Consider the following 11312-nt stretch of genomic DNA (forward strand, 5'->3'; position numbering starts at 1 on the left):
CCCTCTCCCGCAAGGGAAAGGGCCTCGGGAGGCTGCTGGCGCTAGTGTCCGCCGGCGCCGGGGTTCTCGATGTACTCGCGGTCGGCGGCGTCTTCGGCCTGGCCTACCGGGATGATCGCGGTGACCGACTCGGCGCCTTCGAAGTGGAATTCGATCTCGATGGTGTCGCCGGAGGCGAGCGGCTCGGTGAGGCCTTCGAGCAGAAGGTAGTCGCCTTCGGCGTTCACGTCGAACGCGACGAACTGCGCCGGGGCGATCGGAATGTTGAAGGAGGTCTCTCCGAGTGGGGCGTCCTCGGCGGGCTCCTCGGCGGCTTCCTCGGTCGTCCCCTCAGGGCCGTCCGCGTCTTCCTCGGTGCCGTCCGTGGGCTCCTCGGAGGTCGCCTCCTCGTCTTCGGCGGGGGTCTCGTCCTCAGCCGGGGGCTCGTCCTCGGCCTCCTCGGAGGTCTCCTCGGAGGTCTCCTCGGTCGGCTCGGCCTCGGGGGCGTCGGCGCTGACGAGCGTGACCGCCTCGGCGGCGTCGGTCGTGACACCGACCAGGCTCACCTCGGCGTCGCCCTCATTGTCGATCCAGACCCGAAGCGGCGCGTCGGCGCCGGCCTCGTAGCCCTCGACGGACTCGAACTCGACCTGGAGGTCGCGCAGCGCGAGGTCGCCGGCGTCGACGTTCACCCCGGCGATCGCCGACTGCTTGGTGTCAGTCTGGCTCACCTGGCCCGCGCCGCAGGCCGACAGCGCAGTCGCTGCGGCACCCGCGATCGCGAACACGCTGGCGCGGCGTACGAAAGTCGCCGTGCTGATTCCCCTGGCCACTGCTGGTCCTCCCTGAGTTCCGACAGGAATGCTGACGACAGCCTAGACGACTCATGTTCGCCCGTTCCGCGGCCCGCGCGCCGCCGAGTCCTCAGTCTCATCAACCAACAGGCTCATCAACCAACAGGCTCATCAACCAACGCAGTCTCATGAGGCAGCGCGGTTTTCGGGGACCCGGCTTGGGAATTGAGGACACCGGCACTGCGAGCAGACCTCAATTGGGGGTTTTCTGCCCACCGAACTGGAGCGACGCAGACCTCATTTGTCGCCTCTCCATCCGCTCCGGATGCCCAAGGTGCCGTAGAGTAGTCAGTCACACACCAATTGACCAGGGAATTCATGTCGATCCGCTGTCGGGGATTACCCCGGCGACGTGTTAGGCTAGACACAGCGAAAGGGGTTTCGATCCTATGAGTTTTAGTGTCGGCGAGACCGTTGTCTACCCCCACCACGGGGCCGCACTTGTTGAAGCTGTGGAAACTCGCGTTATCGGCGGTGTCGAACAGGAATACCTCGTACTGCGAGTCGAGCAGGGTGACCTCACGGTCAAGGTTCCGGCCAAGAACGTCGAACTGGTCGGCGTCCGCGAGGTCGTCGGCGCCGAAGGACTCAGCGAGGTCTTCGACGTGCTGCGCGCTCCGCACACCGAGGAACCCACCAACTGGTCGCGGCGTTACAAGGCCAATGTCGAGAAACTCGCCTCCGGGTCCCCGTTGAAAATAGCTGAGGTCGTTCGTGACCTGTGGCGTCGGGACCGGGAACGCGGACTGTCCGCAGGCGAAAAGCGAATGCTCTCCAAGGCCCGCGAAATCCTCACCGGCGAGATCGCCCTCGCCGAGGACTGCGTGAAGACCGAGGCTGACAACATCCTCGACAAGGTCCTGCTGTCGGAGGCTCCGGTCCAGTAGCTTCTGGCGCGGATCACCACAACAAGTGAGTTCTGAATTTCCGCCCATGGTCGTCGGGCACGGTAGCGATGTCCATCGCTTCGATCCCGAACAGCCTTGTCGTCTGGCGTGCCTGGACTGGCCCGGAACCCCGGGCCTGGCCGGGCACTCGGACGGCGACGTGGCCGCTCACGCGGTCTGCGACGCGCTGCTTTCGGCAGCCGGGCTCGGCGACCTGGGCTCCAACTTCGGTACCTCCCGCCCCGAATGGGCCGGCGCCTCCGGGCAGGCATTGCTTGCGGAGACCGCCCGGCTCGTGCGCGAGGCCGGCTACGCCATCGGCAATGTCTCCGTCCAGGTCATCGGCAACCGGCCCAAGATCGGGCCGCGTCGCGCCGAGGCCGAGACCGCCCTCTCGAAAGCGATAGAAGCGCAGGTCAGGCTGTCCGCGACCACCACTGACGGCCTGGGCTTCACCGGACGAGGCGAAGGATTGGCCGCGAGCGCGGTAGCGTTGCTGTACCAGCCCTGATTCCCGTTCGGGAGAAGTTTGATGGACTCTGACCCCGCGCCGCGCACCGTCGCCGACCACCTGCAGCGTGCCGAGCTCATGTACGACCTCGATGCCCTGCCCGACGCTCGCGCCGAGGTCGAAGCCGCCTTGCGGCTCGACCCCCTCGATCCCGATGTCAACGCGATGGCCGGCGCGATCGCCCTGGCCGAAAGCGATCCCGACGAGGCGCTGGTGTTCGCCGGCGCCGCCCTCGCCCACGATTCCGTCCATCGCAGGGCCTTGATCGTGCGCGGCTACGCCCTGGCCGATGCCGAGCGGCGTGAAGAGGCCATGCAGGCCGCCGCGAGCCTCCTCGAGGTCGACCACGGTTCGTGGATCCACCACGTCCACTACGCGCTCATCACGCGCCGCGCCGGGGCCGCGCAGCCCGCGCTCGACGCCGCCTGGAACGCCGTCCGGCTTGCTCCCGACCAGCCCCGCACCCACCTGGCACTTGCGGCGGTGGCCGAGAGTCTCGCCATGAAGGACCTGGCCAAACGATCCAGGCAGGCCGCCGCCGACCTCGACGACCTAGGCGACGGCATCACCGCGGGGCCGAACGCGACGCAGACGCTCCCGCCCGAGGCCCGCCGCGCCCCGGTCCGCCACGTCGACGCCGATCCCGAGGACCCGAAGTGGCGCGAGAAGATCTACGGCCCCGGGTTCTTCCGCGGCGCGCTCGGCCGGTCGATCCTGCTCGGCATCGCGGTCATCTTCGCCGTCCCGGCCCTGCTCGGCACCGATATCCAGTTCGGCGCGCGGATGCTCATGGCCGTCATCGCCATCGCCGCCTGCGTGTGCTGGGTCACGGTTCTGCGCCGGCATCGCGGCTCCGAGTGACCAAAGGCCCCAAAGCCTCGTTAGACCCTCCGCAACCTTTTACCGACGGAGGATGAGACGTGACGACCTGCTGGGTACCCGGGGCCGAAGAGAGCCTCTACAACATCCACAACCTTCCCTACGGGATCTTTTCGACCTCGGACGAGCCGCTCCCCCGCATCGGGGTGCGCATCGCCGACCAGATCCTGGACATGCACAAGGCCGTCCTCTCGGGTGACTGCCAGACCTGCGCCAACTGCGTCGCCCTGCGCGACCCGGCCCTCAACCGCCTCCTGACCCTCGGCAGGGAGTCATGGAAGCAGGTCCGGTCCCAGGTCCAGGAGGCTCTGACCGAACCGAGCCTCGAAGACATCGCGTCCCGGTGGCTGACGCCGGTCACCGAAGCCCAGATGCACTCCCCGCTGCTGGTGACCGACTTCGTCGACTTCACCACCAACGCCCCCGACGCGCTCAGGTGGCACCCGCGCGCCTCCAACGGCCGCGCCTCCACCATCATCCCCTCGGGGATGGACCTGGTGCGGCCCTCCGGGCACCGCCGCGAAGGCGCCCACGGAGCCGTTTTCGCGCCCACGAACGCGCTCGACATCGAAGCCGAGGTCGGCTTCATCGTCGGCGGCGAATCCGAATTCGGCCGCCCCGTCGCGCCCGACGCGTTCGAGGACCACGTGTTCGGCGCGGTCCTGCTCAACGACTGGACCGCCCGCGACTTCGCCGAGCTCGAACCGGCCGCGCTCGGCCCGTTCAACTCGAAGTCGTTCGCGACCTCCATGAGCGCGTGGGTGACCCCGCTCGAAGCGCTGAACGCCGCCCGCACCGCCGCGCCCCAACCCGACCCCGACATGGCCTCGTACCTGAAGGAATCCGACCGCTACGGCTTCGACCTGAGGCTCAACATCGAGGTCAACGGCGTGGCCGTGTCCACCGCCAACTTCGGCGAGTCCTACTGGACCCCGGCGCAGCAGCTCGCGCAGCTCACCGCCGGCGGCGCGCTCCTGCGCTCGGGACTCCTGTTCGGCGCCGGCGAATCCGCCTCCCCGCAGTGGCAGCTGCAGAACGGCGACGTCGTCAAGGTGACCGCGACCGCGCCCGGACCGCGCGGCACCACCATCGCCCTCGGCGAGGTCGAAAGCCGCGTCATCCCCTCGATCGGCTAGCGGCGCAAGGACTCCGGTGCGGCGAGTGCGGCCTGACCGGGACCCGTCGGGCGGACGACTGCGGCCTGCCCCGCCGCTCTGTGAGCAGTGGGGCAGGCCGGAAACCGACGCTCTAAACCGGGACCGTCTTGACAGAGGGAGCAAGCTGCGCGATGAGCTCGACCTCCACCGGCGCCCCCAAGGGCAGCTCGGAAACGCCGACGGCGGCACGGGCATGCTTCCCTACCTCGCCGCTGCGTTTCCCGTTCGCATCGCGGACTTCTGCGAACACCTCACCGAACAGGTCCGAGGCGCCATTGACGACCTTCGGCTGATCGGTGAAGCCCGGCGCCGAGGCCACGAAACCGCCGACCTTCACGATCTTGACCACCTCGTCGAGGTCCGCAATCGAGGCGATCGCCGCCAGGGCGTTGAGCGCGCAGATCCGCGCCAGGCCGTAGGCGGTCTCCACATCGATCTCGGCGCCGACCTTCCCGGTCGCCGCCAAGGCGCCGGCCACCATCGGCAGCTGACCCGACACGTACACGTAATCGCCGGTGCGCACCGCCGGCTGATAGGCCGCCACCGGCGGCACCACCTGCGGCAACGTCAACCCCAGGCGTTCGAGCGCAGCGCTGACGTCGGCCACCTACTGCTCCTTCTTCCGCTTGAAGTAGGCCACGAGCTGCTCCGGGTTCTGGCCGGGCAGCACCGTCACCAGTTCCCAACCCTCATCACCGAAGTTGTCGAGGATCATCTTCGTGTTGTGGATCAGCAGCGGCGCGGTCAAGTACTCCCATTTCTCCATGTGCCCACAGTACGGCGTCTTGATCGACCCGCCCCGCACCGCTACGCTCAGAGTGCGTCGCCTCCCCCCAGTGCACCCTCCAACGGTGCATCAGACAACCCAGGGAGAACCCGTGTCACCGGACACCGCCGCGAAGCGGCCCGAAAGCGGCCCAGCCCACCACCGTGCCGAGACCCAGCGCCGAACCCAGCCGCAGGTCCCGGCCCCACCCGGACGGCCCGACACCGACCACCTGCGCCACCACCGCGACACACCGCGGCGGCAAAGTCGCATGTGGACCTACATTACCGTCGCCGCCGTCATGATCTTCGTCGGCGCACTCACCTTCGTCGCCACCAAGCTCATGACCGGCCCCGACGCCGTCGAAGACACACCCGAACGCACCGTCGAAGCGTTCCTCACCGCACTCCTGGACGACCGCGACCCCGCGGCCGCCGCCGAATGGCTCTGCTCCGACAAAGCCGACCGCGACCTCACCGGCGTCATCGAAGCCCTCAGCGCGGCCGACTCCGAACAGACCATCGCCTGGTCCGAGGTGAACGAAACGGGTCGCGACGTCGGGCAGGCCAACGTCACCGCCGAACTCGACTCCGGCGGCCACCGCGCCACCTGGACGTTCGGCCTGGTGGCCGAGCAGGGCGAACCGCAGTGGCTGGTGTGCGATATCGACCCCGCATGACTACACTCCGATGAATGAGTGCCACCGCTCCTCCCGTGCCCAGGCTGCATATCGTCACCGGGAAGGGCGGCACCGGCAAGACCACCGTGGCCGCCGCGCTCGCACTCGCGCTGGCCGGAAACGGACGACGCGTGCTGCTGGTCGAAGTCGAAGGACGGCAGGGCATCGCCCCGCTGTTCGACGCGCCGCCACTGCCTTACCAGGAACGGCATCTGACCGCCGGGCTGGACGGCGGCGAGATCTTCGGGCAGGCCGTCGACGCCGACGAAGCACTCCTGGACTACCTGACCATGTTCTACCGGCTCGGCTCGGCCGGACGCGTGCTGCGCAAGTTCGGGGCGATCGACTTCGCCACGACGATCGCACCGGGACTGCGGGACATCCTGCTCACCGGCAAGCTCAAAGAGGCGGTCTCGCGCACCGAATCCGACCGGATGACCTACGACGCGGTGGTGCTCGACGCGCCGCCGACCGGACGGGTCGTCAAGTTCCTCAACGTGACCGTCGAATCGGGCCGCCTCGCCAAGACCGGGCCGATCGGCAAGCACTCCCGATCGGTCGCCCGACTGCTCCACTCCTCCCTCACGGCCGTGCACCTGGTGACGACCCCCGCCGCCATGCCGGTGCAGGAGACCGTCGACGCCGCCGCCGAACTGCGCAAAGCCGACCTCCCCGTCGGCCGGGTCGTCCTCAACAAGGTGGCCGGCACCAAGACCGCCGACATCACCGCCGACCAACTGCGCGAAGGTCTCGAACGGTCGAACCTGCCGTCCACGGCAGCGCAGGTCGCGGGCCTGCTGACCGAATACGAGGCCAACCGGGCCGAGATCGAGGCCGCGGGCGCCTACCGCGACCGGCTGGAGCGGCTGCGCCGACCCATCGACGAACTGGCGCTGCTGCCCGAGGGCGTGGACCTGTCCGGGCTGTACCAACTCGCCGGGGTCCTCCGGAAGGGGCTCGGCCCGGCCCGGCGCTCGATCGCCGACGCACCGTCCAACCCTGAAGGGGGAGGCCGTGACTGACCTCGACGTCGACGCGCTCCTGGCCAATGAGGACAAACACGTCATCGCCTGCTGCGGCTCGGGCGGGGTCGGCAAGACCACGACCGCGGCGGCGCTGGCGCTGCGGGCGGCCGAGGAGCACGGGCGGCGCACCGTCGTGCTCACCATCGACCCGGCCCGGCGGCTGGCGCAGTCGCTGGGGATGGAGGCGCTGGACAATACGCCGCGCCCGGTCGCGGCCGCCGAGGGCGTCCCGCTGGACGCCATGATGCTCGACATGAAGCGGACCTTCGACGAGGTCGTCGCCTCCCACACCACGAAGGAGCGGGCCGCGGAGATCTTCGCGAACCCGTTTTACCAGGCGGTTTCCTCGACGTTCTCGGGGACGCAGGAGTACATGGCGATGGAGAAGCTCTCGCAGCTGCGCGACAGCGGCAAGTGGGACCTGATCGTCCTGGACACTCCGCCGTCTCGTTCGGCGCTGGACTTTCTGGACGCGCCGGCGCGGCTGGCCCGGTTCCTGGACGGGCGGGTGATCCGAATGCTGGCGGCGTCGACGCCGGGCGCGCGGCGGTCGATGCTGTCGCTGATGGGAGCCAGCGCGGCGGTGTTCACGCGCGTGTTCAACAAGGTCTTGGGCGGGCACCTGCTGACCGATGTCGCCGAGTTCACCGCGAGTCTGGAGGACACGTTCGGCGGATTCCGGCAGCGGGCGGAGGCGACCTTCCGTGCGCTGCAGGACGACCAGACGTCGTTTCTGGTGGTGGCGGCGCCGGAGCCGGCGGCGATCACCGAAGCGGTGTACTTCTCACGACGGCTGACCGAGGAGCGGATGCCGCTGGACGGGATGATCTTGAACCGGTTGACGCCGGTGGAGGTCGATTTGTCGGCGGAGCGGAGCCTGGGCGCGGCGGCGGCGTTGGAGGAGGCGGACGCGGACGATCCGGTGGCGGCGGTGCTGCGCACTCATTCCGACCTGGCTCGGCGGCGCGCCGCGGAGGAGCGGGTGGCGTCGCGGTATGCGGCGGCGTGCCCGGAGATTCCGCAGTTGTGGCTGCCGACGTTGGGGACCGAGGTGGTCGATCTGGAGGGGCTGCGCGCTTTCGGGGCCGCGGCGGGCGGAGCGGCGAAGGCGCCGGTGGCCTGAACGGGCCGGCCGCCGCCTCGGCGGAGTGCGGCGCCTGATCGACTGGCGTTCGGCGGCCTGCGGGGGAAATGACAACGCGCCCGGACGGTTTTGCCGTCGCGGGCGCGGTCTCGTATCGGCCGCTTGCGCGGCCGCCGGTGACTAAGAAGTTCAGATTCACCGGGATCCGTTTCCGGCTGCTCTTGCGGGCGTTGCGTTGTTCTTCTTCGAGCGCTACCTCGAAGACTGCCCTCCACGAGCGGACGTCCGCGTGCTTTCGCAGCAGCGCACGCCTCTCGCGTTCGGTCATGCCGCCCCAGACGCCGAACTCGATGCGATTGTCGAGCGCGTCGGCGAGACATTCGAGCCGGACAGGACAGCCTCGGCAAACTTTCTTCGCGTTGTTCTGTTCGGCCCCTTGCACGAATAGTGCGTCAGGGTCGCCCTCCTGGCAGAGTGCCTTGGTTGTCCAGTCGATCAGCAGTCCCATCGGCGTGACCTCCCCGTGAGATTTCCCCTTCATACCCCCCGACAACTCCGTATGAGTAACCTCTCGATAACTCAACGTCGCTGTCAAGAACGGACCCTACACCTCTTGTAAGGGTTTGACTACTCTCCGAGACGAAAATCGGACTCTTCGGGATGGCCTCACCCCTACGGTTCGTATCGCGATGACGGTTCGCAATAATAACGATTGTGATACGAAGGCAACTCGCCTCAGAGGGTCCGGCGTATCAAACCCGGGCACCCGACGACAAAGCGACCCTGCGCTCTTAAGGTGCCCGATCTAATCTGAGGCGGTGGAGACGTTGAAGCGCGACCGAAGTCCCCTGGGCGACGCCCTTGCCCTGCTTGTGAGCGGTGTCCTCGCTGGGGTCCTGGCCGCGGCGGCGGCCTTCCCCCTTATGGGAGCCGCCGGCCTTCTGGCCGAGGACGGCATTGATTCGTTCAATGCACTACCGACCGAACTCACCGAGCCGACGTTGCCGCAGACCAGTTACGTCTACGCCGCAGATGGCGAAACCCTCATCACCTCCTTCTACGAGGAGAACCGACGCGAGGTCGCGCTCGATGAAGTCGATCCCCTCATGATCGACGCCCTCCTGGCCGCCGAGGACTCCAAGTTCTACGAACACAATGGAGTCGACTGGGCCGGTATCGCCCGCGCCGCCGTCGCCAACCAAGGCGGCGGCGAACAAGGCGCTTCGACGCTCACCATGCAATTCGTTCGCAATACCCTGATCTACTCCGCTTCAACCATCGATGAGGTCATCGATGCGAGTGAAGATACGTACGACCGCAAACTCCGCGAAGCTCGATACGCCATGGCGATCGAGGACGAACTGTCCAAAGAGGAAATCCTTGAGGGCTACCTGAACGTGATCTACCTGGGCAACCAGGCCTACGGCGTCCACGCGGGCTCCTACACGTACTTCAACAAGCCGCCGAACGAGCTGGAACCGCAGGAAGCGGCGACGCTCGCGTCGCTCCCGAAATTCCCTTCCTACGCCGACGGCCTGCTCGACGGCGAGGGCGACGACTCGCAGATCCTGGACCGGCGCAACTGGGTCCTGGACCGCATGGCCTCGTTCGGCAGTATCACCCAGGCCGAGGCCGACGCGGCCAAGGAGGAGCCGCTGGGTCTGGACCCGCGGCCGGAGCGCAGCGAATGCACCGACGTCTCGACCGCGAGCTGGGGCTTCTTCTGCGACTACTTCAGGGCCTGGTGGGCCGACCAGGAGCTCTTCGGCGAGTCCGAGCGCGAGCGCATCAGCCTGCTCAAGCGCGGCGGGTACAAGATCGTCACGTCGCTCGACCCCGCGTTGCAGGACAAGGCGACCGAGATCATCCAGGACAATGTGGACGTCGACAATCCGGCGGCGCTCGGGTCGGTGATCCTCACCCCCGGCACCGGGTACGTCCGAGCGATGGCCGTCAACCGGATCTACAGCCTCGACCAGTCCGAGAACGGGCCGCGCACCGACGACAAGGACGGGCCGTCGAACTACCCGAACACGACCATCCCACTGCTCAGCGGCAACAGCGAGGTCGCGGGGTATCCGGCGGGTTCGACGTTCAAGATGTTCACGATGCTCGCCGCCCTTGAGGAGGGGTGGCCGCTCAAGACCACCATTCCCAACCCGGCGAAGTACATCTCGAACTATCCGGCGGGCGATGGCTCCGATTCGGATGTCACCTGCGACTCGGGCGGGAAGAAGGTCTGGTGCCCGAACAACGGCATCTCTTCGTCTGCGCCGCTGAACATGTGGAGCATGTTCGGCCGCTCCTCCAACACCGGTTTCGTGGCGCTCCAGGAAATGGTCGGCACCTCGAAGGCCTATGACGCCGCCAAGCGGGCGGGCGTGGAGTTCTACTCCAAGAGCGGCGTTGTCCTTGCGGCGGAGAACGACAGCTTGGACAGCTACGGCTCGTTCACCCTCGGCATGGATCCGACCACCCCGATGGACATGGCCGAGGCGTACGCGACCGTGGCGGCCAAGGGGAAGCACTGCGACCCGCTGCCGGTCATGAAGGTCATCGACGCCGACGGCGCCGAATGGGAAGAGGCCGCCCAACCCACCTGCGACCAGGCCTTCTCCGAAGAGGTCGCGAACGCGGCCGTCAGCGCAGGGCGATGCACCGTCAACCAGAACGCCGGCGGCACCCAGTGCAACGGCAACGGCACCGCCGCCGCCTACACCGGCGGTTTCGACCGGCCGATGTTCGGCAAGACCGGAACGGCCGACTCGGACCGCTCCTACTGGTTCGTCGGCTCGACCCCGAACGCCACCACCGCCACATTCGTCGGCGACACCGACGCGACATTCCGATCGAACGTCGCCACTGAAAGCCTCAAGGTCGAGGTTAAGGAAACCGGCGTCGCCGTCCTCACCGCGGCGGTGAAGGATCTCGACGAGAAGGGCTGGTCGAAGCCCAACTCGAAGATGACCAGCGGCGAGAACCTGGTGTCGATCCCATCGATCGACTGCATGGACGCGGGTGATGCCCGATCCAGGGTGTCCAGCGCCGGCTTCGACGCCTCGATCGCCCCGGGCACGTTCGACTCGGAATGCAAGGAAGGCGAGGCCTTCTCAACCTCGATCACCGGCCAGGCCCCGAAGGGCGCCCCGGTCTACATCCTGGTTTCGAACGGCTCGGACTACAAAGACGACAAAGACGAAGACGGAGAAGAGGGCACCGACCCACCGGATGACGGAAATTCACCAGGCCGCGACTGAGCCGCAAGGGCGACTGGCCAAGTGCCACTGCCCCAATGGCGCGGGGCTGGTCCGGTGATCCGACCGGACCGTCCCGCCCGCGGCCGCAGCTGCGGCTGCGGCAGCCCGGACCGATTCGATTCGATTCGATTCGGGCGACCGGGTACCGCTGCGTCGATTCGCATGGGCGGCGCCGTTTGATTTAGCCAGGCCGGGCTGTCAATGAAAGTGGCAGATAGGGCAGGTGTTGTGAGT

At 67.6% G+C, this 11312-nt stretch carries 11 protein-coding genes and 1 pseudogene; 8 read left to right on the forward strand and 4 right to left on the reverse strand.

Annotated elements, in window-relative coordinates; translation table 11 throughout:
- Positions 1 to 41 precede the first annotated feature (41 nt).
- Positions 42 to 812 (reverse strand): copper chaperone PCu(A)C, encoded by a 771-nt coding sequence (locus tag FAB82_RS16440; protein WP_136535624.1) that lies wholly within the window; start codon positions 810 to 812, stop codon positions 42 to 44.
- 410 nt (positions 813 to 1222) lie between these two features.
- On the opposite strand from FAB82_RS16440, the gene FAB82_RS16445 reads away from it, so the two are divergent.
- From FAB82_RS16445 to FAB82_RS16460, 4 genes are read left to right on the forward strand one after another with little or no spacing between them, the layout of a single operon-like run.
- Positions 1223 to 1720, forward strand: coding sequence for a CarD family transcriptional regulator (locus tag FAB82_RS16445; RefSeq protein WP_136535625.1), 498 nt, complete (start codon positions 1223 to 1225; stop codon positions 1718 to 1720).
- Positions 1721 to 1766: 46 nt separating this feature from the next.
- A complete protein-coding gene (ispF, locus tag FAB82_RS16450) occupies positions 1767 to 2231 on the forward strand; it encodes a 2-C-methyl-D-erythritol 2,4-cyclodiphosphate synthase (RefSeq protein ID WP_136535637.1) in 465 nt (154 codons plus the stop codon).
- A 21-nt stretch (positions 2232 to 2252) separates the two neighbouring features.
- The gene (locus tag FAB82_RS16455; protein WP_136535626.1) at positions 2253 to 3092 is read left to right on the forward strand and encodes a tetratricopeptide repeat protein; all 840 of its coding nucleotides are present in this window, start codon (positions 2253 to 2255) and stop codon (positions 3090 to 3092) included.
- Positions 3093 to 3151: 59 nt separating this feature from the next.
- Complete coding sequence (locus tag FAB82_RS16460) at positions 3152 to 4246, forward strand: fumarylacetoacetate hydrolase family protein (protein ID WP_136535627.1); 1095 nt, start codon at positions 3152 to 3154, stop codon at positions 4244 to 4246.
- A 112-nt stretch (positions 4247 to 4358) separates the two neighbouring features.
- On the opposite strand, the gene FAB82_RS16465 is transcribed toward FAB82_RS16460, so the two are convergent.
- Entirely contained in the window at positions 4359 to 4874 is a 516-nt protein-coding gene (locus FAB82_RS16465) for a RidA family protein (RefSeq protein WP_136535628.1), read from the reverse strand.
- Positions 4875 to 5033: a Sp36 family protein gene (gene sp36 / locus FAB82_RS27180; RefSeq protein WP_168801637.1), complete on the reverse strand. Its 159-nt coding sequence runs from the start codon at positions 5031 to 5033 to the stop codon at positions 4875 to 4877.
- A 112-nt stretch (positions 5034 to 5145) separates the two neighbouring features.
- Here sp36 and FAB82_RS16470 point away from each other — a divergent pair, with 112 nt between their 5' ends.
- From FAB82_RS16470 to FAB82_RS16480, 3 genes are read left to right on the forward strand one after another with little or no spacing between them, the layout of a single operon-like run.
- Complete coding sequence (locus FAB82_RS16470) at positions 5146 to 5712, forward strand: Rv0361 family membrane protein (RefSeq protein ID WP_136535629.1); 567 nt, start codon at positions 5146 to 5148, stop codon at positions 5710 to 5712.
- 14 nt (positions 5713 to 5726) lie between these two features.
- Positions 5727 to 6734, forward strand: coding sequence for an ArsA-related P-loop ATPase (locus FAB82_RS16475; RefSeq protein WP_136535630.1), 1008 nt, complete (start codon positions 5727 to 5729; stop codon positions 6732 to 6734).
- Positions 6727 to 7860 (forward strand): ArsA family ATPase, encoded by a 1134-nt coding sequence (locus tag FAB82_RS16480; RefSeq protein ID WP_211116640.1) that lies wholly within the window; start codon positions 6727 to 6729, stop codon positions 7858 to 7860. Before FAB82_RS16475 ends, FAB82_RS16480 begins: the two co-directional genes overlap by 8 nt.
- Positions 7861 to 8029: 169 nt before the next feature.
- Here FAB82_RS16480 and FAB82_RS28635 read toward each other — a convergent pair.
- A pseudogene (locus FAB82_RS28635) lies at positions 8030 to 8329 on the reverse strand (WhiB family transcriptional regulator); the annotation flags it as partial.
- A gap of 310 nt (positions 8330 to 8639) precedes the next feature.
- Between FAB82_RS28635 and FAB82_RS16490 the strand changes: the two are divergent.
- On the forward strand, positions 8640 to 11078 hold the full coding sequence (locus FAB82_RS16490) for a transglycosylase domain-containing protein (RefSeq protein WP_136535632.1): 2439 nt from the start codon (positions 8640 to 8642) through the stop codon (positions 11076 to 11078).
- Positions 11079 to 11312: the final 234 nt, after the last annotated feature.

This window comes from Glycomyces buryatensis (genome assembly GCF_004912275.1).
Taxonomy (GTDB): domain Bacteria; phylum Actinomycetota; class Actinomycetes; order Mycobacteriales; family Micromonosporaceae; genus Glycomyces; species Glycomyces buryatensis.

Bases quoted from the DNA above. Each gene is read 5' to 3' on its own strand.
- FAB82_RS16475 (WP_136535630.1), top strand. From the start codon at position 5,727: ATGAGTGCCACCGCTCCTCCCGTGCCCAGGCTGCATATCGTCACCGGG.
- ispF (WP_136535637.1), top strand. From the start codon at position 1,767: ATGGTCGTCGGGCACGGTAGCGATGTCCATCGCTTCGATCCCGAACAG.
- FAB82_RS16445 (WP_136535625.1), top strand. From the start codon at position 1,223: ATGAGTTTTAGTGTCGGCGAGACCGTTGTCTACCCCCACCACGGGGCC.
- sp36 (WP_168801637.1), bottom strand. From the start codon at position 5,033: ATGGAGAAATGGGAGTACTTGACCGCGCCGCTGCTGATCCACAACACG.
- FAB82_RS16455 (WP_136535626.1), top strand. From the start codon at position 2,253: ATGGACTCTGACCCCGCGCCGCGCACCGTCGCCGACCACCTGCAGCGT.